This window comes from Ramlibacter sp. (assembly GCF_028291745.1).
In the GTDB taxonomy this organism is placed as follows: Bacteria; Pseudomonadota; Gammaproteobacteria; order Burkholderiales; family Burkholderiaceae_C; genus Ramlibacter.
On the sequence record NZ_JAQGNQ010000051.1, the window covers coordinates 1 to 22,688 of the forward strand.

Annotated in this window: 21 protein-coding genes, 1 pseudogene and 1 riboswitch; of the genes and pseudogenes, 12 read left to right on the forward strand and 10 right to left on the reverse strand. The window is 68.1% G+C overall.

All coding sequences use genetic code 11. The features are described from left to right. The 3 genes from JWP60_RS07635 to JWP60_RS07645 form a co-directional block, all read right to left on the reverse strand. Nucleotides 1-397: RNA-binding protein (locus tag JWP60_RS07635; protein WP_299788687.1), on the reverse strand; the 397-nt coding region annotated here is incomplete at its 3' end. 267 nt (nucleotides 398-664) lie between these two features. Beyond that, entirely contained in the window at nucleotides 665-1,099 is a 435-nt protein-coding gene (locus JWP60_RS07640) for an RNA-binding protein (protein ID WP_299788690.1), read from the reverse strand. A 220-nt stretch (nucleotides 1,100-1,319) separates the two neighbouring features. Beyond that, the gene (locus JWP60_RS07645; protein ID WP_299788693.1) at nucleotides 1,320-2,522 is read right to left on the reverse strand and encodes an ammonium transporter; all 1,203 of its coding nucleotides are present in this window, start codon (nucleotides 2,520-2,522) and stop codon (nucleotides 1,320-1,322) included. Between the two features lie 118 nt (nucleotides 2,523-2,640). Beyond that, a riboswitch (yybP-ykoY riboswitch) is annotated at nucleotides 2,641-2,816 on the forward strand. Nucleotides 2,817-2,847: 31 nt separating this feature from the next. On the opposite strand from JWP60_RS07645, the pseudogene JWP60_RS07650 reads away from it, so the two are divergent. From JWP60_RS07650 to JWP60_RS07680, 7 genes and pseudogenes are all read left to right on the forward strand, one after another. Next, nucleotides 2,848-3,087: pseudogene (locus JWP60_RS07650) on the forward strand (TMEM165/GDT1 family protein); the annotation flags it as partial. 149 nt (nucleotides 3,088-3,236) lie between these two features. Next, complete coding sequence (locus JWP60_RS07655; RefSeq protein ID WP_299788696.1) at nucleotides 3,237-4,466, forward strand: homoserine O-acetyltransferase; 1,230 nt, start codon at nucleotides 3,237-3,239, stop codon at nucleotides 4,464-4,466. A 61-nt stretch (nucleotides 4,467-4,527) separates the two neighbouring features. Beyond that, nucleotides 4,528-5,112: a methionine biosynthesis protein MetW gene (metW, locus tag JWP60_RS07660; RefSeq protein WP_299788699.1), complete on the forward strand. Its 585-nt coding sequence runs from the start codon at nucleotides 4,528-4,530 to the stop codon at nucleotides 5,110-5,112. 4 nt (nucleotides 5,113-5,116) lie between these two features. Beyond that, the gene (gene chrA, locus JWP60_RS07665; RefSeq protein WP_299788702.1) at nucleotides 5,117-6,460 is read left to right on the forward strand and encodes a chromate efflux transporter; all 1,344 of its coding nucleotides are present in this window, start codon (nucleotides 5,117-5,119) and stop codon (nucleotides 6,458-6,460) included. A gap of 90 nt (nucleotides 6,461-6,550) precedes the next feature. Continuing rightward, complete coding sequence (gene denD / locus JWP60_RS07670; protein ID WP_299788705.1) at nucleotides 6,551-7,561, forward strand: D-erythronate dehydrogenase; 1,011 nt, start codon at nucleotides 6,551-6,553, stop codon at nucleotides 7,559-7,561. A 12-nt stretch (nucleotides 7,562-7,573) separates the two neighbouring features. After that, nucleotides 7,574-8,395 (forward strand): 2-oxo-tetronate isomerase, encoded by an 822-nt coding sequence (otnI, locus tag JWP60_RS07675; RefSeq protein WP_299788708.1) that lies wholly within the window; start codon nucleotides 7,574-7,576, stop codon nucleotides 8,393-8,395. 25 nt (nucleotides 8,396-8,420) lie between these two features. Further along, nucleotides 8,421-9,008, forward strand: a complete 588-nt coding sequence (locus JWP60_RS07680; protein ID WP_299788711.1) for a YigZ family protein — start codon at nucleotides 8,421-8,423, stop codon at nucleotides 9,006-9,008. A gap of 87 nt (nucleotides 9,009-9,095) precedes the next feature. On the opposite strand, the gene JWP60_RS07685 is transcribed toward JWP60_RS07680, so the two are convergent. Further along, nucleotides 9,096-9,845, reverse strand: a complete 750-nt coding sequence (locus JWP60_RS07685; protein WP_299788714.1) for a DUF72 domain-containing protein — start codon at nucleotides 9,843-9,845, stop codon at nucleotides 9,096-9,098. A gap of 91 nt (nucleotides 9,846-9,936) precedes the next feature. Here JWP60_RS07685 and JWP60_RS07690 point away from each other — a divergent pair, with 91 nt between their 5' ends. Continuing rightward, nucleotides 9,937-11,409 carry a M20 family metallopeptidase gene (locus tag JWP60_RS07690; protein ID WP_299788717.1) on the forward strand — a complete coding sequence of 491 codons (1,473 nt, stop codon included), beginning with the start codon at nucleotides 9,937-9,939 and terminating at the stop codon, nucleotides 11,407-11,409. A gap of 94 nt (nucleotides 11,410-11,503) precedes the next feature. Then, entirely contained in the window at nucleotides 11,504-12,352 is an 849-nt protein-coding gene (locus JWP60_RS07695; RefSeq protein ID WP_299788720.1) for an alpha/beta hydrolase, read from the forward strand. A gap of 3 nt (nucleotides 12,353-12,355) precedes the next feature. Here the strand turns inward: JWP60_RS07695 and JWP60_RS07700 are convergent, their stop codons facing one another. Further along, nucleotides 12,356-13,063 carry a 16S rRNA (uracil(1498)-N(3))-methyltransferase gene (locus JWP60_RS07700; RefSeq protein ID WP_299788723.1) on the reverse strand — a complete coding sequence of 236 codons (708 nt, stop codon included), beginning with the start codon at nucleotides 13,061-13,063 and terminating at the stop codon, nucleotides 12,356-12,358. Between the two features lie 4 nt (nucleotides 13,064-13,067). Next, complete coding sequence (locus tag JWP60_RS07705; RefSeq protein WP_299788726.1) at nucleotides 13,068-14,165, reverse strand: phosphotransferase; 1,098 nt, start codon at nucleotides 14,163-14,165, stop codon at nucleotides 13,068-13,070. Here JWP60_RS07705 and JWP60_RS07710 point away from each other — a divergent pair. From JWP60_RS07710 to rsmA, 3 genes are read left to right on the forward strand one after another with little or no spacing between them, the layout of a single operon-like run. Next, nucleotides 14,164-16,626, forward strand: coding sequence for an LPS-assembly protein LptD (locus JWP60_RS07710; protein ID WP_299788729.1), 2,463 nt, complete (start codon nucleotides 14,164-14,166; stop codon nucleotides 16,624-16,626). The genes JWP60_RS07705 and JWP60_RS07710 overlap by 2 nt on opposite strands. A 12-nt stretch (nucleotides 16,627-16,638) precedes the next feature. Beyond that, nucleotides 16,639-18,003 carry a peptidylprolyl isomerase gene (locus JWP60_RS07715; protein WP_299788732.1) on the forward strand — a complete coding sequence of 455 codons (1,365 nt, stop codon included), beginning with the start codon at nucleotides 16,639-16,641 and terminating at the stop codon, nucleotides 18,001-18,003. A gap of 4 nt (nucleotides 18,004-18,007) precedes the next feature. Beyond that, nucleotides 18,008-18,787 (forward strand): 16S rRNA (adenine(1518)-N(6)/adenine(1519)-N(6))-dimethyltransferase RsmA, encoded by a 780-nt coding sequence (gene rsmA / locus JWP60_RS07720; RefSeq protein ID WP_299788735.1) that lies wholly within the window; start codon nucleotides 18,008-18,010, stop codon nucleotides 18,785-18,787. 214 nt (nucleotides 18,788-19,001) lie between these two features. Here rsmA and JWP60_RS07725 read toward each other — a convergent pair whose 3' ends face one another. The 4 genes from JWP60_RS07725 to JWP60_RS07740 form a co-directional block, all read right to left on the reverse strand. Further along, a complete protein-coding gene (locus JWP60_RS07725; protein WP_299788738.1) occupies nucleotides 19,002-19,130 on the reverse strand; it encodes a hypothetical protein in 129 nt (42 codons plus the stop codon). 56 nt (nucleotides 19,131-19,186) lie between these two features. Next, nucleotides 19,187-19,615, reverse strand: coding sequence for a barstar family protein (locus tag JWP60_RS07730; RefSeq protein WP_299788932.1), 429 nt, complete (start codon nucleotides 19,613-19,615; stop codon nucleotides 19,187-19,189). Nucleotides 19,616-19,665: 50 nt separating this feature from the next. Continuing rightward, the gene (locus JWP60_RS07735; protein ID WP_299788741.1) at nucleotides 19,666-20,070 is read right to left on the reverse strand and encodes a ribonuclease; all 405 of its coding nucleotides are present in this window, start codon (nucleotides 20,068-20,070) and stop codon (nucleotides 19,666-19,668) included. A 214-nt stretch (nucleotides 20,071-20,284) separates the two neighbouring features. Further along, nucleotides 20,285-22,588 (reverse strand): NADP-dependent malic enzyme, encoded by a 2,304-nt coding sequence (locus JWP60_RS07740; protein ID WP_299788744.1) that lies wholly within the window; start codon nucleotides 22,586-22,588, stop codon nucleotides 20,285-20,287. Nucleotides 22,589-22,688 lie beyond the last annotated feature (100 nt).

Here is a 22,688-nt window from a genome sequence, read left to right on the forward strand (position 1 = left end):
TGCCGCCGCCACTGCGACCGCCGTAGCCGCCACCGCCGCCGGAACGGCCGCCGCCGCCACCGCCACCGCCGTAGCCGCCACCACCGCCGCCGCCGCCATAACCACCACTGCCGCCGCCACCGCTGCCGGCGAAGCCGCGCGGACGGTTTTCCATCGGCCGCGCCTCGTTCACGACGATGCTGCGGCCGCCGAGCGGCTGGCCGTTCATGCCGTCGATGGCAGCCTGCGCATCCGCGTCGCTGCCCATCTCGACGAATCCGAAGCCCTTGGAGCGGCCGGTCTCGCGATCCATCATCACCTTGGCGCTGGTGACCTGGCCGTACTGCCCGAATGCCTCTTCCAGGTCGCTGTCACGCACCTGGTAGGGCAGGTTGCCTACGTAGAGTTTGTTGCCCATCGAAGGGACTCCTGAATAAGAACTTGAAAGCGAGAAAGCGATGGAATCCCGGAAACGCATTCAGAAGCGACGCGAAAGGCACCTGTTCCCCGCAACCCTGCGTGTAAAGCTTGACCACGCGATTCCATTATGAAGCAGACCGTCGGCCGGGTGGCAAGGGGTGCGGACCCAAGCCACGCCGAAATGAGGAGGAATCCGGGCTGCCCGCGCCCATGAAAAAAGGGCCCGGAGGCCCTTTTTCTGCATGTGACTGCTGCGGATCGCTGCTTAGTAGCGATCGCGGCCGTAACCGCCGCCGCCGCCACCACCACCGCTGCCACCGCCGCCGAAACCACGGCCGCCACCGCCGCCGCCGTTGCCGCCACCACCGTAGCCGCCGCCGCCACCACCGCTGCCGCCGCCGCCAAAGCCGCGACCACCGCCGCCGCCGCCGCCAGCGCCACCGCTACGCGGTTCCATCGGACGGGCTTCGTTCACCACGAGGCCACGGCCGCCGATCTGCTGGCCGTTCATGCCGGCAATGGCAGCCTGCGCTTCGGCGGGACTGCCCATTTCGACGAAACCGAAACCCTTGGAGCGGCCGGTGTCACGTTCCATCATGACCTTGGCGCTGGTGACGGTACCGTACTGCGCGAACGCCTGTTCCATGTCGCTGTCGCGGAAAGAGTAGGGAAGGTTCCCCACGTATAGCTTGTTGCCCATTGAAGGACTCCTGAAGAAAAACGCTAGATGAAGCGATGGAGTCCGCAAGACGCAATCAAAACCACGCGAGACCGACAAACACCGCAAACTCGTAGGTCGAACCCCGACCCACGGAACGCATTATGCCATTCCCTTGTTTCGTTCACACTGGGACTGCCCCTGACGCCTTATGGTCGTGTTGCTTGCGGGCAGCGCGACCATTGGCGCGCCCGCTGTTGCGCTACCAATTGGCTTCGCGCTCGGGAGTGGATCCGATGCGGTGAATTGCGAGGTCGGCGCCCTCGAACTCCTGTTCGGCCGACAGTCGCAGCCCCACTGTCGCCTTGAGCAGCCCATAGAGGGCGAAGCTGCCCAACAATGCCCAGGCCACGCCAAGCAAGCTTCCAATCAGCTGCGCGGCGAAGCTCACGCCGCCGAGTCCGCCCAAGGCCTTGCTGCCGAACAGGCCCGCCGCCAGTCCACCCCACAAGCCGCACAACCCGTGCAGCGGCCACACGCCGAGCACGTCGTCGATCTTCCAGCGGTTCTGCGTGAGCGTGAACATTGCGACGAAGATCACACCGGCACAAGCCCCTACTGTCAGTGCGCCCAATGGATGCATGAGGTCGCTGCCGGCACAGACCGCGACCAGTCCGGCGAGCGGTCCGTTGTGCACGAAGCCGGGGTCGTTGCGGCCCATCAGCAGGGCGGCGAGCGTGCCGCCCACCATCGCCATCAGCGAGTTCACCGCGACCAGCCCCGAGACCTTGTCGATGGTCTGCGCGCTCATCACGTTGAAACCGAACCAGCCCACGGTCAGCACCCAGGCGCCGAGCGCGAGAAAGGGAATGTTGGAGGGCGGATGGGCCGACATCGCCCCGTCCTTGCGATAGCGATTGCTACGGGCACCGAGCAGCAACACGGCCGGCAGCGCGAGCCAGCCGCCCACGGCATGCACGACGATCGAGCCGGCGAAGTCGTGGAACTCCGCGCCGGTCGTGGCGCGGATCCACTCCTGGATGCCGAAGCGGTGGTTCCACGCGACGCCCTCGAACAGCGGATAGACCAGGCCGACGATGACCGCCGTGGCAATGAGCTGCGGGCCGAAGCGCGCGCGCTCGGCGATGCCGCCCGAAATGATCGCCGGGATCGCCGCCGCGAACGTGAGCAGGAAGAAGAAGCGCACCAGCTCGAAGCCGTTCCTGGCCACCAGCTGGTCGGCGCCGACCAGGAAGCCGGTGCCGTAGGCGACCGAATAACCGACCAGGAAGTACGCGACCGTCGAGACCGAGAAATCGACCAGGATCTTGACGAGCGCATTGACCTGGTTCTTCTTGCGGACCGTTCCGAGCTCGAGAAACGCGAACCCGGAGTGCATGGCCAGGACCAGGATGGCGCCCAGCAGGATAAACAGGACGTCGGAGCCCTGTTTTAGTGCTTCCATTGTTGCCTCTTTGGATGAAATGCTTGCTATTGGTGCGTTTAAACGGGCCTTTGCAGGCCCGCACCAAAATAAAGCAATAAGTGCGCCGACTCTGTGCACCGGGCCGCAAGCCAGACTCCGCGCACTCATCGGGGAGTAGCCTCCCTTCAGCTCGAAAGGGCCGGCGTCAACAGACTTGGAGCAGCAACGCTCCGTGGCGCCGGCGGCTTCGGTTTGGCGAGACCTTTGACTGCGCAGCCTCCGTTTCAGGCCGGGGATGCCGCGCAGTCATGGTGTTTTCGTTCCGGCCGGAGCATTCGACTTCATGGAAGCCTTCCTCGCCTCCACCGGCATCGTCGCCCTCGCAGAAATGGGCGACAAGACGCAGGTCGCCACGGTGATGCTCGCCGCGCGCTTCAACGCGTGGGCGCCGGTGGTGGCGGGCACGACGCTCGGGATGATGCTGGCCAACACGCCGGTCGTCTGGTTCGGCGACCGCATCACGCGCAAGGTGCCGATCAAGCTGGTGCACACGATCGGGGCGGTGATCTTCCTGGTGCTGGATCTGCTGGCAGTGCTGCACTGACTTGCTCCTTCCCCCGCCGGCGGAAGGCCGGGATGGGGGCGCTATACTCCCCGCAAGCGCCGATTTGCCTCGCTTGCGGGCGCTCAATAAATGCCGCTAAAGACAGGCCGGAACCCGGCCCGCTGTAGCGGGGCCGGGTTTTTTCGTTCATGACCTCCTTCATCGCCACGCCACGTTCCATGCAGTTCGACGCGCCGCTCGCGCTGCAAAGCGGCGCCTCGATCCGCGACTACTCGCTGGCCTACGAGACCTACGGCACGCTCGACGCGGACCGCAGCAACGCGGTGCTGATCTGCCATGCGCTCAATGCCTCGCACCACGTGGCCGGCACGTATGCGGGCGAGGAGAAATCCGAGGGCTGGTGGGACACGATGATCGGGCCCGGCAAGCCGGTGGACACCGACCGCTTCTTCGTCATCGGCGTCAACAACCTGGGCTCGTGCTTCGGCTCCACCGGCCCGATGGACGTGAACCCCGACACCGGCCGCATCTACGGCGCCGACTTCCCGGTGGTGACGGTGGAGGACTGGGTCGATGCGCAGGCACGGCTGCTCGATCGCCTGGGCATCGCGCAACTGGCGGCGGTGATGGGGGGCAGCCTCGGTGGCATGCAGGCCTTGTCATGGACCCTGCAGTACCCGCAGCGCGTGCGCCACGCGGTGGTGGTCGCGAGCGCGCCCAATCTGAACGCCGAGAACATCGCCTTCAACGAGGTCGCGCGGCGCGCGATCGTCACGGACCCCGACTTCCATGGCGGCCACTTCTACGAGCACGGCGTGGTGCCCAAGCGCGGGCTGCGCATCGCCCGCATGGTGGGCCACATCACGTATCTGTCCGACGACGTGATGAACGAGAAATTCGGCCGGCAACTGCGGGAAGGCATCGACCTGCGGGCCACCGCCCCCTCAGGGGGCAGCGCCGCGCCGCGGCGCGTGGGGGACTACATCTACACCACGCAGGACATCGAGTTCCAGATCGAGAGCTACCTGCGTTACCAGGGCGACAAGTTCAGCGAGTACTTCGATGCCAACACCTACCTGCTGATCACGCGGGCGCTCGACTACTTCGATCCCGCGCGCCGCCACAACGGCAACCTCGCCAAGGCGCTGGCCGCGGCCACGGCGCACTTCCTGCTCGTGAGCTTCAGCACCGACTGGCGCTTCTCACCCGCACGCAGCCGCGAGATCGTCAAGGCGCTGCTCGACAACGAGCGCGACGTCAGCTACGCCGAGATCGATGCACCGCACGGCCACGACGCCTTCCTGCTGGAAGACCCACGCTACCTCGGGCTGGTGCGCTCGTACTTCGCACGCATTGCCGCCGAAGCGCCCGGCGTTGCCGCGGCGCCTCGCGAACTGCCCGCCGGAGCCTTGCTGTGAGCGCCGCACGGCCGCCCGAAGGCGCCCGCCCCCTCCAATTGCGGACCGGGGAGGCGACCCGATGAGCGACAAGGCCACCCTGCAGTGCATCGGCCGGCTGGTGCCCGAAGGGGCGCGTGTGCTGGATCTGGGTTGCGGCGACGGCGCGCTGCTCAACTACCTGCAGCGCGAGCGCGGCTGCAGCGGCTATGGCATCGAGATCGCCGATGCCAACGTGCTCGCCTGCGTCAAGCGCGGCGTCAACGTGATCCAGCTGAACCTCGACCAGGGCCTGACGATCTTCGACGACGACACCTTCGACGTGGTGCTGCAGATCGACACGCTGCAGCACCTGCGCAATGCCGAAATCATGCTGCGCGAGACGGCGCGCGTGGGCAAGCTTGGCATCGTTGCCTTTCCCAACTTCGCGCACTGGCCCAATCGCCTGTCCATCGTGCGCGGGCGCATGCCCGTGACCAAGCGGCTGCCCTATCAGTGGTACGACACGCCCAACATCCGCGTGGGCACCTTCAAGGATTTCGAGGTGCTGGCCACCCGCAGCCGCCTGACCATCCTCGATGCGTTCGGCCTGCAGGACGGCCGCGAGCGGCGGCTGTTGCCCAATCTCACGGCGAGCACCGCGGTCTTCAAGTTCGAGCGCGGTTGAAGCGATGGCCGATGCCGCGGTCCCCCTGGGCGAAGCGCTGAAGTTCTGGCTCAAGCTGGGCTTCATCAGCTTCGGGGGGCCGGCCGGACAGATCGCGATCATGCATCGCGAACTGGTCGAGCAAAAGCGCTGGATCTCCGAGCGTCGCTTTCTGCACGCCCTGAACTACTGCATGCTGCTGCCGGGACCCGAGGCGCAGCAGCTGGCCACCTACATCGGCTGGCTGATGCATCGCACCTGGGGCGGCATCGCGGCCGGCGCGCTGTTTGTGTTGCCCTCGCTGTTCATCCTCATCGGCCTGAGCTGGGTGTACCTGGCCTTCGGTGAAGTGGGCTGGGTGGCCGGCCTGTTCTACGGCATCAAGCCGGCGGTGGCGGCCATCGTGCTGCACGCCGTATGGCGCATCGGCAGCCGCACCTTGCGCAGCCCCGCGCAGGTGCCGCTGCTGTGGGCCGTCACCCTGGCGAGCTTCGTGGCCATTGCCTGGCTGCAGATTCCCTTTCCCCTGGTGATCGCGATCGCGGCCCTGGCCGGCGTGCTTGGCGCCCGGTTCGTGCCGGCGCAGTTCGCGCCAGCGGCCGCTCACGGCCAGGGCGATCGCAGCTGGGGCGCGGCGCTGATCGACGATCAGACACCGACGCCGCCGCATGCGCTGTTTCGCAAGTCGCGGCTGGCGCTCGTGCTCGCTGTCGGTGCGGTGCTGTGGATCGCGCCCATGGCGCTGCTGCTGGCCACGCAGGGGGTGGCCGGTGCCCTCACGCAGATGGCGTGGTTCTTCACCAAGGCTGCGCTGCTGACTTTCGGTGGCGCCTATGCCGTGCTGCCCTACGTGTTCCAGGGCGCGGTGGAACATCACCACTGGCTCACGCCCGCGCAGATGATCGACGGGCTCGCGCTGGGCGAGACCACCCCGGGTCCGCTGATCATGGTCGTGGCCTTCGTCGGCTTCGTCGGCGGCTGGACGCGCCATCTGCTGGGCCCCGATGCGCTGTTCCTCGCCGGCGCGCTGGCGGCCAGTGTGGTGACGTGGTTCACGTTTCTGCCCTCGTTCCTGTTCATCCTGGCAGGCGGCCCGCTGGTGGAGTCCACGCACGGCAACCTGCGCCTCACCGCGCCGCTGACCGCCATCACAGCGGCCGTGGTCGGCGTGATTGCCACGCTCGCCCTGTTCTTCCTCGTGCACATCGCGCGCGACCATCCCACGCCGGGCTGGCCGCTCGACCTGGTCGCGCTGGCCATCGCGGCGGCGGCAGCGTTCGCGCTGTTTCGCCGCAAGGCCGGCGTCATTCCCGTGATCGTGGCGTGTGCCCTGGCCGGCATGCTGCTGCGCCTGTCCGGCCTGGCCTGACAGCGGGTGAACCCCGCATCGTGGGTGCCGGCGAACGAGCGATACTCCCGCGCACATCCAGCAGGGCGCGCCCAGCGCCAAGGACCCACGATGAACATCCTGATCACCGGCGGCGCCGGTTTCCTCGGTGCCCGCCTGGCGCGGGCCCTGCTCGCGGCCGGCTCGCTTTCCTTGCGCGGCGCCCCGGCCCGCCCGATCGCGCAGATCGTGCTGGCCGACCGCGGCCCCGCGCCCGCCGACCTGCTGGCCGATGCCCGCGTGCACGCGCTGCAGGGCGACCTCATCGAGCTGCTGCAGCGGCGCGATCTCCCCGGCGCGGACACCGATCTCGTGTTCCACCTGGCGGCGGCGGTCAGCGCGGAATGCGAGGCCGATTTCGACCTCGGCATGCGCAGCAACCTGGACACCACGCGCGCGCTGCTGGATGGCTGCCGCGCACTCGGCACCTGCCCGGTGTTCGTGTTCGTGAGCTCGCTGGCGGTGTTCGGGCAACAGCCCGGCGGGCCCGCGCTGGGCAGGGTGCGCGACGACTCGCTGCCCACGCCGCAGGGCAGCTACGGCATCCAGAAATTCATCGGCGAGCAGCTGGTCGCGGACTTCACGCGCAAGGGCTTCATCGCCGGCCGCAGCGTGCGGCCGATGACGGTGAGCGTGCGCCCGGGCCGGCCCAATGGCGCGGCCTCGGGTTTCCTGAGCGGCATGATCCGCGAGCCGCTTGCCGGCGAGCGCGCGCGGGTCCCCGTGGGCCCGGACGTGCCGGTCGCATTGGCCTCGCCCACCCGCACGGTCGAAGGCTTCGTGCGCGCCGCCGAAGCCAGCGATGCGCAATGGGGCCAGCGCACGGCCATCAACCTGCCGTCCCTGGGCACCACCGTCGGCGACATGGCCGCGGCGCTGGAGCGCGTGGCGGGCAAGGAGGCCAGCGCGCTGCTCGATTGGCAGCCCGACGCCGCGATCGAGAAGCTGGTGCGCAGCTGGCCCGGCGACGTCGCCTGGGAGCGCGCGCGCAGCCTCGGACTGCGCAACGACGCCGACTTCGATGCGATCGTGCGCGACTACATCGCCGAAAACCCGCAGGCCGCGCGCATCGCGCTGCGCTGAAGGAGGATTGCCATGCCGCGCTTTGCCGCCAACCTGTCCATGCTCTATCCCGAGCATGCCTTCCTCGATCGCTTCGCAGCCGCCGCGCGCGACGGCTTCCAGGGCGTCGAGTTCCTGTTCCCCTACGAGTTCGAGGCCAGCGAACTGGCCGCGCGCCTGCAGTCGCACGGCCTGCAGCAGGTGCTGTTCAACGCTCCGCCGGGCGACTGGAACGGCGGCGAGCGCGGCATGGCCTGCCTGCCGGGACGCGAGCAGGAATTCCGCCAGGGCATCACCCGCGCGCTGCAATACGCCGACGCGCTGCAGTGCCCGCGCGTGCACGTGATGGCGGGGCTGGTGCCGCAGGGGCAGGAGCGCGCGGAGCTGCGTCCCACCTATGTCGCCAACATCCGCTGGGCTGCGCGCGAGGCGGCGCGCCAGGGCCTCAAGCTGCTGCTGGAGCCGATCAACACGCGCGACATCCCGCGCTTCTTCCTCAATCGCCAGGACCACGCGCACGAACTGCTGGCGGAGATCGACGAGCCCAACGTGCAGGTGCAGATGGACCTGTACCACTGCCAGATCGTCGAGGGCGACGTGGCGATGAAGATCCGCCAGTACCTGCCGACCGGGCGCGTCGGCCACTTCCAGATTGCCGGCGTGCCGCTGCGCCACGAACCGGACCTCGGTGAGCTGAACTACGACTACCTGTTCACGGTGATCGACGAGGTGTCCGCCGAATGCGGATGGCAGGGCTGGGTCGGCTGCGAGTACCGGCCGGCGCGCGGTGCGCAGCCCGGGGGCACCAGCGAAGGCCTGGGCTGGCTGCGGGCGCTGCAGACGTCCGTGGCGTGACGCTGCCGGCGTCCGGCCACCTGGCATGGCGCTGACGCTGGCTGGGGCCGTTCACAGCGAACTGGTCATCAGGAAAAGCCGCTTCCTCGGTTGCGTGCAGCCGGTGGCCGGCCGCGCGGAGGCGCTGGTGATGGTGCAATCGTTGCGCGCGCAACATCCCGGCGCCGCGCACGTCTGCTGGGCGCTGCTCGCCGGCGGGCAATCGGCGGCCAACGACGACGGCGAGCCGGGCGGCACCGCCGGCCGGCCGATGCTGGAGGTGCTGCGGCACCAGCAGCTCGAAGGCGTGCTGGCGACGGTCGTGCGCTACTTTGGCGGCGTGAAGCTGGGAGCGGGTGGGCTGGTGCGCGCGTACACCGACGCGGTGGCGCAGGCGCTGCTGGGAGCGCAGAAGTTGCCGCTGCGCAAGATGCTGCAGCTTGCCTGCATCGTGCCGTATGCCCTGGAAGGCGCGGTGCGGCGCGCGCTGCAGGAGGCAGGTGCTGCGCTGGGCGAGGTGCGCCACGGGGATGCGGTGGAGATCGCGTTCACGGTGGCGCAGGATGCATCGGCTTCGCTGGTCGTGCGCTTGAACGAAGCGGGTCAGGGACACCTGCAATGGATGCCTTCGTAGGGTGGATTGCGCGCAGCGCAATCCACCGTGCGGCCTTAGCACGCACGTCGGCGGCACGCGCTCACGCCCAGCCCACCTGCGAGGCGTTCACCCGCCCAGGATCTTCAGGAACTCCATCGCTGCCGCCGGCGCCCTCTCCTTGGCCCCATTGATGAAGAACACGAAGGCCTCCCGGTCCGCGCCGAGCCCGACCCACTCGCGCGCGCCCCGCGCCCACGGCACGAGTTCGTCGGGCGGATAGCCCGTCGCAAGCTCTGCCCGGCTGCGCATCAGGCGCAGATACGCGAACCCGTGCCTGGCATGCGGGATCGCGGGAAATTTCTCCGAGTCGGTGTACACCGTGGTGCAGTCGTGCCGCGCCAGCAGGTCGAGGTATTCCTCGCAGGCGAAGCTGGGATGCCGCACGTCCAGCACATGGCGCAGCGGCCGGCCCTGCACTTCGCGCGGCAGCAGTCGCAGGAAGGCCTCGACCTCCTCGGCGGCAAAGGCCTTGGTCGGCATGAACTGCCACAGCAAAGGACCCAGCTTGTCGCCGAGCGCAGCGATGCCGCTGCCCACGAAGCGCTCCACGCCCTCGCCAGCGGTGGCCATGTCGCGGCGGTGCGTCGTGAAGCGATGGGCCTTGAGCGAGAACACGAAGCCCTCGGGCGTTTCGTCGCGCCATTTCGCGAAGGTGGCCTCCTTGAAGGTGCTGTAGAACGTGCCGTTCACCTCGATCGCCGTGAGCTGGCGGCTGGCGTACTGCAGCTCCTTGCTGTGCGGCAGGCCGGCCGGATAGAAATTGTTGCGCCAGGGCTCGAAAGTCCAGCCGCCGACACCGACGTGGATGTTGTTCATGGGGAGCAAGGGGAATGTGGGGGCATGCTAGCCCAGCGCCCGGTCGAGCGCGTACAGTGGAAGCGTTGACTTTCCCAGGCCCCTCCCCCCAATGAACGCTCCTCTCCACCGCGAACTCCCCGCCACCGTGCTCGACAGCGCTCGCGCGCTCGACCAGGTGACGCGCCAATGGGATGGCGACATCGTGCGCCAGATCACCGAGTACATCGCGATCCCGGCCAAGTCGCCGGGCTTCGATCCGCAGTGGCAGCAGCACGGCTACCTCGAGACGGTGCTGCGCAATGCGGCGTCGTGGGTGGAGGCGCAGAAGGTGGAGGGTCTGCAGCTCGAGGTGGTGCGACTGCCCGGCCGCACGCCGGTGCTGTTCTTCGAAGTGGCCGCGACCCGCGCCGACGCGCAGCAGACCGTGCTGATGTACGGCCATCTCGACAAGCAGCCCGAATTCACCGGCTGGCGCAATGACCTCGGCCCGTGGACGCCCAAGTACGAAGAGGGCAAGCTCTATGGGCGCGGCGGCGCCGACGACGGCTATGCGGTGTACGCCAGCATCGCCGCCATCCAGGCGCTCAAGGCGCAGGGCAAGGCGCATCCGCGCATCGTCGGCCTGATCGAGACCTGCGAGGAATCGGGTTCCTACGACCTGCTGCCCTACGTGGACGCGCTGCGCCCGCGGCTGGGCGACGTCGGCCTGGTGATCTGCCTCGACTCGGGCGCCGGCAATTACGACCAGCTGTGGCTCACGACCTCGCTGCGCGGCCTGGCCGGCGGCACGCTCAAGGTGCAGATCCTTACCGAGGGCGTGCACTCGGGCGACGCCTCGGGCCTGGTCCCTTCGAGCTTTCGCATCATGCGGCAGGTGCTCGACCGGCTGGAGGACAGCAAGACCGGTCGCCTGCTGCCGCAAAGCTTCCATTGCGAGATCCCCGCGCAGCGCCTCGAGCAGGCCAGGGCGACGGCCGCCATCCTCGGCGACGAGGTCTACAAGCGCTTCCCTTGGGCGCATGCGGACTGCGGCGGCTCCAGCACCTTCGCGCTGCCGACCACCACCGACCCGGTGCAGGCGCTGGTCAACCGCACCTGGTCGCCTACCCTGTCGGTGGTCGGGGCCGAGGGCTTCCCGGCCATGCAGGACGCGGGCAACGTGCTGCGTCCCTACACCGCCTTCAAGCTGTCGCTGCGCCTGCCTCCCCTGGTGGACGCCGGCCAGGCGGTGCAGGAACTCAAGAAGCTGCTGGAGGACAACGCGCCTTATCAAGCCGTCGTCACCTTCGAAGGCGGCGGTGGCGCTTCCGGCTGGAATGCGCCGGCCACCGTGCCGTGGTTCGAGAACGCGCTGAACGCCGCCTCGCTCGCGCACTTCGGCGCGCCGGTGGGCTACATCGGCCAGGGTGGCACCATCCCCCTGATGAATCTGCTGAGTCAGGGTTTTCCGCAGGCGCAGATGATGGTCTGCGGCGTGCTGGGGCCGCGCAGCAATGCGCACGGACCCAATGAATTCCTGCACGTCCCCTATGCCAAACGCATTACCGCGGCCGTGGCCGAGGTGATGGCGCAGATGCCTTGAGACTGCGCTTGCGGTCACTTCGGCGACCGCGGCGTCGCGGGTTCCCCCCAACGGGGCATTGACTTCGCCCCCAGCCCGGCCATGATCCCGGGCGATGAGCCCAGCAGGCGTCGAGTCCACCCTTTCCACGTTCACGGCCAGTGATGGCGACAACCTCGCCGTGCAGGATTGGCAATTGCCCGAGGGCGTGCGCCCCCGGGCGCAGATGCTGCTGGTGCACGGCCTGGGGGAACACGCCGGCCGCTACGACACCGTTGCCCGCGTGCTCAATGGCTGGGGCTTTGCGGTGCGTGGCTACGACCAGTACGGCCACGGCGATTCCGACGGCACCCGCGGTGGCCTGCCGCACCCCAACCGCCTGCTCGACGACCTGGCCGACCTGATCGAAAGCGCGCGCATCCGCCAGCCCGGCATGCCCATCGTGCTGCTCGGGCACAGCATGGGCGGGCTGATCGCCGCCAGCTTCGTCGCCCGGACCCTGCTGGCCGTCGATGGCCTGGTGCTGTGCTCGCCGGTGCTGGCCACCCGCCTGTCGCCCGTGCAGAAGCTGCTGATGGCGGTGGTGCCGCGCGTCGCTCCCAACCTGACGGTCGGCAGCGGCCTGGCGGCGGATTACCTTTCGCACGACTCGCGGGTGGTGCAGGCCTACCGCACGGACCCGCGCGTGCACGACCGCATCTCCGGCCGGCTCGCCCGCTTCATCAGCGACGAGGGCCACCTGGTGCGCATGCGCGCGCCCAGCTGGAAGGTGCAGACCCTGCTGATGTTTGCCGGCGACGACCGCCTGGTCGACACGACGGGCACCCGCGCCTTCGCCTCCGGCGCGCCGCCGCAGTTCGTCACCACGCGCTGCTTCGAGAGCCATTACCACGAGCTGTTCAACGAGCTCGATGCCGAGCCGGTCTATCGCTGCCTGCGGCAGTGGCTGGACGCGCGCTTCTGAAGCTCAGGGCAGGAGCGTCAGCACCGCCAGCGCGGCCAGCGGCGCCGTCTCGGCGCGCAGCACACGCTCGCCCAGGTGCACCGGCTGCCAGCCGCCCGCCAGCGCAGCATCTTCCTCGGAGGGCGCGAGTCCGCCCTCGGGGCCGCTGAGGAGCGTCAGTTCCTGCGCGGCTGCGGCGGCCACGATCGTCCGGCTGCTTGCACGCAGCGACAGCACCAGCCCGGGCGCAGCCTGGCGCGCGAGCCACGCGGGCAGCGTCTCGACGGCATGCACCACCGGCACCCGGTTGCGGCCGCACTGCTCGCAGGCGGCGATGGCCACGCCCTGCCAGTGCGCCTGCTTCTTCTGCGCGCGCTCGCCGGCCAGCCGCAGCACGCTGCGCTCGGCCAGCAGCGGCTGCAGCGAGGCGACGCCAAGCTCGGTCGCCTTTTCCACCAGCCAGTCCATGCGTTCGTTGGCCGGCATGCCGACGGCCAGGTGCACCGCGCGGGTCGTTTCGCGCTCGATCGCGCGATGCGCACCCACCTGCGCGCGCACCTCGCTGCGGCCCATGTGCGTGACGGCCGCCTCGTACTCGCCGCCGCGGCCGTCGAACAGGGTGATGCCGTCGCCCGGCTGCAGGCGCAGCACCTGCACGTGGCGCGCGGCCCCGGCCGGCAGCGCAAGTTCGAGCCCGAGGCTCAGGGGCTCGCTGCAATAAAGGCGCGGCACGGCGTCAGAGCCGGCCGAAGGCGTAGCCGCTGACCGGCTCGCTGCCTTCGATCTCGTCGAGCAGGCGTGCCAGCGGACCGAGCTCGCGATAGCGGTGCACCGTCGCGCGGATGTAGCCGATGAAGCGCGGCGCGTCGGCCAGGTACTTCGGCTTGCCATCGCGCAGCGTCAGCCGCGCGAAGATGCCAGCCACCTTCAGGTGCCGCTGCAGCCCCATCCACTCGACCGCGCGATAGAACTCGCCGAAGTCGGGGTCGACCGGCAGCCCGGCCTTCACCGCCCGCTGCCAGTAGCGCACCGTGATGTCGAGGACGAACTCCTCGTCCCAACTGAGGAAGGCATCGCGCATCAGGCACGCGATGTCGTACGTGACCGGCCCGTACACGGCGTCCTGGAAATCGAGCACGCCCAGGCGGGGCTCCGCCGGATCGCGCGGGATCATCAGGTTGCGGGGCATGAAGTCGCGGTGCACGTAGACGCTCGGCGACGCGAGATTGCGCTGGACGATCAGGCCGAACTGCGCATCCAGCGTTTGCCGCAGCGCCGGCGAAATTTCGATGCCGCGGTGTTTCTGCAGGTACCAGTCGGGAAAGAGCGACAGTTCACGCGCGAGCAGGGCCTCGTCATAGGCCGGCAGCACCCCCGGCTTCGATGCGGACTGCCAGGAGACCAGCGCGTCGACCGCCCGCAGGTAAAGCTGCTGGTTGGCCGCGGGCGCCTGCGGCTGGACCACCTCGATCATCGTCTGCGTGCCCAGGTCGTCGAGCAGCATGAAGCCGCGCGGGGCGTCCCATTCCAGCACCCGGGGCACGTTCAGGCCGGCTTCGGCCATCAATGCGGCAATCTTTACAAATGGCGCGCAGTCCTCCCGCTCGGGGGGCGCGTCCATCACGATGCGGCTGCCCTGCGCCCCATCGACCCGCAGGTAGCGGCGAAAGCTCGCGTCCGCCGAGGCCAGGCGTAAGCTGGCGGGATCGAGCCCGTGCCCGGGTGCCACCTGCGCGAGCCAGTCGTGGAAGGCGGCCTCGCGAGCGGGGTCGCTCCAGGTCACGGGCGCGTGGGCGGGAGCAGGCTGGGAAACGGTGGACACGGAATCGCTCATGGATAATCGATTCTACAAATCCAAGGTGGCGCGCCGCCCGGCCGCCCGGGTCCTCACCCCGATGCATCACGAAAGAAACAAGGCGTCCCTGGCCCGCTTCGCCCTGAGCCCGGTCGCGTTGGTCGCAGCTTCGCTGCTGCAGCCCGCCGCCCACGCGCAGGAAGATCCGTCGCCACACCTGAAGACCACCCCGCAATTGCGGGAGGACATCCCGCGCGCGAACCGCTCGCAACTGCCGACGTTCGTCGAGGGCGATCACATCCAGGGGCGCACCGACCTGGAGACCACGGTCGATGGGAACGCGGTCCTGCGGCGCGGCGACACGGTGATCCGTGCGGACAAGCTCGACTACAACCAGGCCACGGACCTCGCACACGCCACCGGGAACGTCCACGTCAACAAGGCCGGCAACGTCTTCGAAGGCCCGCTGCTCGAACTGCACCTCGAATCCTTCGAGGGCTTCTTCAACGAGCCGCGCTACCGCTTCCTGCAGAACAATGCCTACGGGCAGGCGGATCGCATCGACTTCGTCGACGACAAGCACTCGATCATCCGCAACGCCACCTACACCACCTGCCAGCGCTATCCGGGCCCGAGCTGGATGCCGGCGTGGATCCTGCGCGCCGCGTCGATCTCGGTGGACCAGGACGAGGAGACCGGCTACGCGAAGAACGCGGTGCTCAGTTTCATGGGACTGCCGATCCTGCCGGTGCCGGGCATGAGCTTTCCGTTGAGCGACCAGCGCAAGAGCGGCGTGCTGCCGCCCACCTTCGGGCTGGACAACGTCAACGGCGCCGAACTGACGCTGCCCTATTACTGGAACATCGCGCCCAACCGCGACGCGACGATCTACCCCACGTTCATGAGCAAACGGGGCGTCGACCTGGGGGGGGAATTCCGCTACCTCGAGCCCACCTACAACGGCGTGATCCGCGGCGACTACATGCCCACCGACAAGCTGCGCGACCGTGATCGCTGGGGCCTGACGCTCACGCACACGCAGTCGGGCCTCGTCCTGCCGGTGCTGGGGCCCTCCGCGCTCGTCCTGAACATCAACAAGGTCAGCGACGAGAACTACTGGCGCGACTTCACCCGCAGCGGCGGCACGCTGACGCAGCGCCTGCTGTCCCAGGCGGGCACCCTCTCCTGGAACTGGTACGGCGTCGCCCTGAGCGCCCGCGTGCTGAAGTGGCAGACGCTGCAGGATCCGACGAGCAACAGCTTCATCCTGCCGCCCTACGACCAGTCGCCGGAACTCACCGCCACCCACGTCGGCAACAACCTGTGGGGCGGTTTCGAAACGACGGTGACGGCCGACTACACGCGCTTCACCCGCTCCATCGATGCCAGCCTGTTGCCGCAGTTTGCCGGCATCCCGGAAGCCACGCAGCCCAATGGCGACCGCAGCTACCTGCAGGCGCAGGTGAGCCGGCCGTTCCAGGCGCCGGGCTGGTTCGTGGTCCCGAAGCTGCAGGTCATCACCCGCCACTACAACCTCGACTCACCCAGCAGCACCGGCATCACCACCGCCGATTCGACCGTGCCCACCTTCAGCCTGGACAGCGGCCTGGTGCTGGAGCGCGACGCGACCCTCTTCGGCCGCCGTTTCACGCAGACGCTGGAGCCGCGCGCGTTCTACGTCTACACGCCCTTCCGCGACCAGAGCCGGCTGCCCAACTACGACTCGGCGCTGCTCGATTTCAACTTCGCGAGCATCTACACCGAGAACATCTTCGGCGGCTCCGACCGGATCGTCGACAACAACCTGCTGACGCTGGGCGCGACCACCCGCCTGCTCGATCCCGACACCGGCGCCGAGGCCGCCAAGTTCGCGCTGGCCCAGCGCCTGCGCTTCAGCAACCAGAACGTCACGCTGCCGGGTGGCACGCCGGTGAGCGATCGCCTGTCGGACATCCTGTTCGGCGCCTCGGTGGCGCTGGTGCGGCAGTGGAGCGCCGAGACCACCATCCAGTACAACCCCAAGACCGGCGACTCCGCGCGCCAGGTGATCGGCGTGCGCTACAGCCCGCGCAACTACCACGTGATCAGCGCCGCGTTCCGGCGGCAGCAGGGCGTCAGTTCGGAGGTCGACATCGGCTGGCAATGGCCGCTGAACGACCTGTGGGGCGACCGGGGCCAGGATCTCGGCCCCGGCATGGGCGAGGGCGAGGGCCGCTGGTACAGCGTCGGCCGCATGGACGTGAGCCTGCTGGACAAGCGCCTGGTCGACGGCGTGCTGGGCCTCGAATACGACGGCGGTTGCTGGCTCGGTCGCGTGGTCCTCGAGCGCTTCCAGACCGGCACCACCAGTGCCAACAAGCGGATCCTGTTCCAGCTCGAGTTCGTCGGCTTCAGCCATCTCGGCTCGAACGCCCTGCAGTCGCTCAAGGAAAATATCCCCCGCTACCAATACCTGCGCGAGCGTGTCACCACGCCCAGCCGGTTCAGCAACTACGACTAGAGTCCCACCACGATGAAGCTCCGTTTCCTGGCCCTTGCCTGCACTGCAGCGCTCGCGGCCGCCGCCTTGCCCGCCGTCGCCCAGGGCCTGCGCCCGGCGCCCCAGCTCTCGCGTCCCGCGGCCTCGCTGTCCGACAGCAGCCAGCGCGCCGCCGATTACATCGTCGCGGTCGTCAACTCCGAACCGATCACCAACTACGAAGTGCGCGCGCGCATGGTCCGCTACGAACAGCAGCTCGCGCAGCAGGGCGCGCCGCTGCCGCCCCGCACCCAGCTCACGCGCGAGGTGCTGGATCGCCTGATCACCGAGAAGGCGCAGTTGCAACTCGCGCACGAACTGGGCGTGCGGGTCGACGACGCGGTGGTCGACCAGGCAGAGCAGAACGTTGCCCGCCAGAACAGCATCGAGGTCGCCGAACTGCGCCGCCGCATGACCGCCGACGGCATGAACGTGGCGCAGTTCCGCGAGGACCTGCGCAGCCAGATCATGCTGCAGCGCCTGCGCGACCGCGAGCTCGACGCGCGCGTGAAGGTCACCGACCTCGATGTCGACCAGTTCCTGCGCGACCAGCAAGGTGCGAACGATCCGGCATTGACCGAGCTCAATCTGGCGCACATCCTGGTGGCCGTGCCGGAGAGCGCCGGCCCCGAGCAGCTGGCGCAGGCGCAGGCCAAGGCGCAGCAGCTGGTGCAGCGCGCGCGCGGCGGCGAGGACTTCGCCAAGCTGGCGCGCGAGAACTCCGATGCGGCGGGCGCGGCGCAGAACGACGGCGTGATCGGCCTGCGTTCGGCCGACCGGCTGCCGCAGCTGTACCTGGATGCGACACGAGAGGCGAAGCAGGGGGACATCGTCGGCCCCGTGCGCTCGGTGGCCGGCTTCCACATCGTCAAGGTGCTGGAAAAGCGCGAGCTCGGCTCCTCCGCGATGGCGGTCACGCAAAGCCACGCGCGGCACATCCTGCTGCGCCCCGGTGCGCAGCTGACGGAGGCACAGGCCCGCGAGCGGCTGGCCGATTACAAGCGGCGCATCGCGGCCGGCCAGGCCGACTTCGCACAGCTCGCGCGCGACAACTCGCAGGACGCGAGCGCGCGCAACGGCGGCGACCTCGGATGGTCCAGCCCGGGCATGTTCGTGCCCGAGTTCGAGGAGGCGATCAACGCGCTGGGCCCGGGCCAGATCGCCGACCCGATCGTCACGCGCTTCGGCGTCCACCTGATCCAGCTGCTGGAGCGGCGCCAGGCGACCATGAGCCAGCGCGAACAGCGCGAGGTCGTGCGCAACCTGGTGCGCGAACGCAAACTGGACGAGGCCTACGTGCAATGGGCGCAGGAAGTGCGCGGCCGCGCGTACGTGGAGATGCGCGAGCCGCCGCAGTGAAGGCGTGAAGCACATTGCCCGCAAGCGCTTCGGCCAGCACTTCCTGGCCGACGCCGGCATCATCGACGGCATCGTGCGCGAGATCGATCCGCGTGCCGGCCAGGCCATGGTGGAGATCGGTCCCGGCCTGGCCGCCCTGACCCAGCCGCTGGTGGAGCGCGTCGGCGCGCTTGCCGTGATCGAGCTCGATCGCGACCTGGCGGCGCGGCTGCGCCAGCATCAGCACCTCGATGTCGTGGAGGCGGACGTGCTGACGGTGGACTTCACGGCGCTGGCCGACCGCATGGGCGCGCCGAAGCTGCGGGTGGTGGGCAACCTGCCGTACAACATCTCCAGCCCGATCCTCTTTCACCTGCTGCGGCACGTGGCCCGCATCGAGGACCAGCACTTCATGCTGCAAAAGGAAGTCGTCGACCGCATGGTGGCCGCGCCGGCGACCGCCGATTACGGGCGCCTGTCGGTGATGCTGCAGTGGCGCTACGCGATGGAAAGCGTGCTGTTCGTGCCGCCCGAGTCCTTCGATCCACCCCCGCGCGTGGACAGCGCGGTGGTGCGCATGATCCCTTACGCGCAGCCGGCGGCGGTGAACGAGAAGCTGCTGTCCGAGCTGGTGCAGGTGGCCTTCTCGCAGCGCCGCAAGATCCTGCGGCACACGCTGGGCAAGTGGCTGCAGGAGAAGGGCTTCACGGGCACCTTCGACGTGCAGCGGCGCGCCGAGGAGGTGCCGGTGGCGGAATACCTGTCGGTGTGTGCTGCGGTGGTTTCCTTGAGCGCTGGTGCTTGACCGTGCAGTTCTGAACGCAGAAGGCGCAGAAGTACGCAGAACACGCAGAAGGAAGACAGGAAAAGGAAGGCGCCAAAAAGCGGGCCCGCTCCTCGATGGAAGTCTTCTGCGATTTCTGCGCAACTTCTGCGCCTTCTGCGTTCGGAAATGCTGAATAGTCCGCCGCGCCCAAAACGAAAAAGCCGGGCAGTTACCCGGCTTTCTCTGGTGCGACTTACGCCGCCGCGAGCCAGTAGCCCGCGTTGAAGGGGCTGCTCATTCGCAGCGCCAGCGGGGAGACGTCGAGGATCTTGTCCGTCGGCATCTTCTCGCCGTTTTCCGTGATGGCGACCGGCTGTTGCACGGGTTCGCCCTGGGCCTCGTTCGCCCGTTCCGCTTGGCCTTGTTGCGCGGAACGGGCTACTGAAAAGAATAGAAACATCGGAAGGGTACCTTCCGATCAGCCCAGAAATCGGCAGTGTCCCGGAAGATGTCCAGGAGCTGCTCCCGCGCTTCCTTGTCGAACTTGCCGTTCGCCGGAATGTGCTCCAGCACCACGATGAAGCCGGGTTGCGGGCCCGATTTGTGCAGTGGGTCCGTCATGCAGTCGTACAGCGCGTCGAAATTCTTGCCGAAGTGCGACGGGAAGGTGAACTGCTGCGCGATCATGTCCAGCACGTCCTGCTTGCTCTGGGCCGTGGCCAGGTTGGCATACAGGAAGTGGTGGCCCATCGCGGTGGCAGACTCCTGCAGGTCCTGCACCCGGAAGGCGCGGATGGACTGCACGATGTTGCTGCGCACCCCTTTGAGGGGTGTCTCTGAAATGTCGGGACGAAATTGGTGTTCCATCTCCGGTTCTTTCTCGGTAGTCAAAAACTCAGCCCGCTTCATTTTTCGGGTCACTCCACGATCTTGCGAAAGCTGGCGTAGTGGTCAGCGGTGTAATAACAGGCTTGCGGCGACCGGGCTGGACCACCACACACGATGCGCCGGGCGCCCCGGTCGCGGGATCCGGGCGTCGCCACGGTGTACTCGCGGTAAAAACCGCGCCTCTCGGCCGGAAGCAGTCGCTCCCGGTTGCCGAACACCGTGCCATCCTTGTCACGCGGGAACGGTCCGCCCTGGCGGATCAGTTCGTAGATCTCCCGCCCGGGCCGCGGCAGCTCGGCGACACGAACCGTCGCCACACTGTCACGGGCCCATCCGTCCATCAGACCCCGGGCTTGCGCCAGGGGAGCAGCGACGATAGCGACGGCGATCAAAGCGCTGCTGAGCGCTGACTTGACTGCCGCATAACGCGCCATGGACGGACCTTCTGAGGAGATCTTCAAGGGGGGACGCCACTCCGGCCAGAAGCCGGACCAACTTGAAACCCGGGTAAACCCGGAACTGCAAGGGCGGTAGTGTGACCCATGCGCCTGCAAAAGGCAAGCCGATGCCCAAATTTTGGGCAGGAGACGGGGCCTTTACGGCCCCGCCTCGTAGGCCTTAAGTTAGCGCATGCTGTCGCGCGAAGTCTCAGCGCGCGGCGTTCGCATCGGCCACGGTGAGTGCCGCCATGTTGACGATGCGCCGCACCGTGGTGCTGGCCGTCAGGATGTGCACCGGCTTGGCGGCCCCCAGGAGCACCGGGCCGATGGCGATGTTGCCGCCGGCGGCCGTCTTCAGCAGGTTGTAGGAAATGTTGGCAGCGTCGATGTTGGGCAGCACCAGCAGGTTGGCGTCGCCCGTCAGCGTGCTGTGCGGCATCAGCTGCATGCGCGCCTGACCGTCGAGCGCCAGGTCGCCATGCATCTCGCCGTCGACCTCCATCCAGGGCGCCTGCTCGCGCAGCAGATCAAGCGCCTGCCGCATCTTGACGGCGCTGGGATGGTTGCTGCTGCCGAAATTGGAATGGCTCAGCAGTGCCACCTTGGGCTTGAGGCCGAAGCGCAGCATCTCCTCGGCGGCCATCAGCGTGATCTCGCACAGCTGGTCGGCGCTCGGGTCGTAGTTGACGTGCGTGTCGACCAGGAAGACCTGGCGGCCGGGCAGCATCAGCCCGTTCATGCAGGCATAGGTGTTGACGCCCGCGCGCTTGCCGATCACCTGGTCGATGTAGCGCAGGTGCAGGTCGGTGGTGCCCCAGGTGCCGCAGATCAGGCCGTCGACCTGGTCCTTGTGCAGCAGCATCGAGCCGATCAGCGTCAGGCGCCGGCGCATCTCGATCTTGGCGATCTGCACCGTCACGCCCTTGCGCTCGGTCATGCGGTGGTAGGTCTGCCAGAAGTCGCGATAGCGGTCGTCCTGTTCGACGTTGACGACGTCGTAATCGCGCCCTTCCTGCAGCCGCAGGCCGAACTTCTCGATGCGCTGGGCGATGATCTTCGGGCGGCCGATCAGCGTCGGCCGGGCCACGGCCTCGTCGGCGACGATCTGCGCCGCGCGCAGCACGCGCTCTTCCTCGCCCTCGCTGAAGGCAACGCGCTTCTTCGGCGCATTGCGGGCGGCCATGAAGATCGGCTTCATGGTCGTGCCCGAGGCATAGACGAAGTTCTGCAGGTGGTCGCGGTAGGCGTCCATGTCCTTGACCGGACGCAGCGCCACCCCGCTTTCCGCCGCCGCCTTGGCCACTGCCGGCGCGATCTTGATCATCAGCCGCGGATCGAACGGCTTGGGAATCAGGTACTCGGGGCCGAAGGACAGCTGCTGGCCGGCATAGGCCGCGGCGACCACTTCGCTTTGCTCCGCCTGCGCCAGTTCGGCCAGCGCGTGCACCGCCGCGATCTCCATCTCCAGCGTGATGGTGGTGGCTCCGGAGTCAAGAGCACCGCGGAAGATGTAGGGGAACACCAGGACGTTGTTGACCTGGTTGGGGTAGTCGGTGCGGCCGGTCGCGATGATGCAGTCGGGGCGCGTGGCCTTGGCCAGGTCGGGGTCGATCTCGGGGTTGGGATTGGCCAGCGCCAGGATCAGCGGCTGGGCCGCCATCTTCTTGACCATCTCCGCCTTGAGCACGCCGCCGGCCGACAGGCCCAGGAACACGTCCGCGTCCTGGATGACCTCGGACAGCGTGCGCGCGCTGGTCTCCTGCGCGAACTGGATCTTGTCCTCGTCCATCAGCTCCTTGCGGCCGCTGTAGACCACGCCCGCGAGGTCGGTGACGAAGATGTTCTTGCGCGGCACACCGAGCTTGACCAGCAGGCCCAGGCAGGCGAGCGCCGCGGCGCCGGCGCCGGAGGTGACCAGCTTGATGGTCTGCAGGTTCTTGCCGACCACCTTGAGGCCGTTCAGGATGGCCGCGGCCACCGTGATGGCGGTGCCGTGCTGGTCGTCGTGGACCACCGGGATCTTCATGCGCTCGCGCAGCTTGCGCTCGACGTAGAAGCAGTCCGGCGCCTTGATGTCCTCGAGGTTGATGCCGCCGAAGGTGGGCTCGAGCGCCGCGATCACGTCGACCAGCTTGTCGAGGTTGTCCTTCTCGGCGATCTCGATGTCGAACACGTCGATGCCGGCGAACTTCTTGAACAGGACGCCCTTGCCTTCCATCACCGGCTTCGCGGCCAGGGGGCCGATATCGCCCAGGCCCAGCACCGCCGTGCCGTTGGTGATCACCGCCACCAGGTTGCCGCGCGCCGTGTAGCGGAAGGCGTTGGCCGGGTCCTTCACGATCTCCTCGCAGGGCGAAGCGACGCCCGGCGAATAGGCCAGCGAGAGGTCGTGCTGGTTGATCAGCTGCTTGGTCGCCGCGATCGCGATCTTGCCGGGCGTGGGGAACTCGTGGTACTCGAGGGCCGCCTGGCGCAGCTCCGCGCGCTTGTCGCTCGGGGTCGAAGTGGGCATGGGATCCAGTCTCCTGGCGCCGGAGCCTCTGGCGCCTATTGTTCGGGCAAAAAAGAGCAGGAGATTGTAGACCTCGCGTTCTGGCTCGGCCGGGAAAACC

Excerpts from the sequence above, each read along its gene's own strand:
- JWP60_RS07640 (WP_299788690.1), bottom strand. The coding sequence starts at position 1,099 with ATGGGCAACAAGCTATACGTGGGGAACCTTCCCTACTCTTTCCGCGAC.
- JWP60_RS07645 (WP_299788693.1), bottom strand. The coding sequence starts at position 2,522 with ATGGAAGCACTAAAACAGGGCTCCGACGTCCTGTTTATCCTGCTGGGC.
- JWP60_RS07655 (WP_299788696.1), top strand. The coding sequence starts at position 3,237 with ATGACCTCCTTCATCGCCACGCCACGTTCCATGCAGTTCGACGCGCCG.
- metW (WP_299788699.1), top strand. The coding sequence starts at position 4,528 with ATGAGCGACAAGGCCACCCTGCAGTGCATCGGCCGGCTGGTGCCCGAA.
- chrA (WP_299788702.1), top strand. The coding sequence starts at position 5,117 with ATGGCCGATGCCGCGGTCCCCCTGGGCGAAGCGCTGAAGTTCTGGCTC.
- denD (WP_299788705.1), top strand. The coding sequence starts at position 6,551 with ATGAACATCCTGATCACCGGCGGCGCCGGTTTCCTCGGTGCCCGCCTG.
- otnI (WP_299788708.1), top strand. The coding sequence starts at position 7,574 with ATGCCGCGCTTTGCCGCCAACCTGTCCATGCTCTATCCCGAGCATGCC.
- JWP60_RS07680 (WP_299788711.1), top strand. The coding sequence starts at position 8,421 with ATGGCGCTGACGCTGGCTGGGGCCGTTCACAGCGAACTGGTCATCAGG.
- JWP60_RS07685 (WP_299788714.1), bottom strand. The coding sequence starts at position 9,845 with ATGAACAACATCCACGTCGGTGTCGGCGGCTGGACTTTCGAGCCCTGG.
- JWP60_RS07690 (WP_299788717.1), top strand. The coding sequence starts at position 9,937 with ATGAACGCTCCTCTCCACCGCGAACTCCCCGCCACCGTGCTCGACAGC.
- JWP60_RS07695 (WP_299788720.1), top strand. The coding sequence starts at position 11,504 with ATGAGCCCAGCAGGCGTCGAGTCCACCCTTTCCACGTTCACGGCCAGT.
- JWP60_RS07710 (WP_299788729.1), top strand. The coding sequence starts at position 14,164 with ATGGATAATCGATTCTACAAATCCAAGGTGGCGCGCCGCCCGGCCGCC.
- JWP60_RS07705 (WP_299788726.1), bottom strand. The coding sequence starts at position 14,165 with ATGAGCGATTCCGTGTCCACCGTTTCCCAGCCTGCTCCCGCCCACGCG.
- JWP60_RS07715 (WP_299788732.1), top strand. The coding sequence starts at position 16,639 with ATGAAGCTCCGTTTCCTGGCCCTTGCCTGCACTGCAGCGCTCGCGGCC.
- JWP60_RS07730 (WP_299788932.1), bottom strand. The coding sequence starts at position 19,615 with ATGGAACACCAATTTCGTCCCGACATTTCAGAGACACCCCTCAAAGGG.
- JWP60_RS07735 (WP_299788741.1), bottom strand. The coding sequence starts at position 20,070 with ATGGCGCGTTATGCGGCAGTCAAGTCAGCGCTCAGCAGCGCTTTGATC.
- JWP60_RS07740 (WP_299788744.1), bottom strand. The coding sequence starts at position 22,588 with ATGCCCACTTCGACCCCGAGCGACAAGCGCGCGGAGCTGCGCCAGGCG.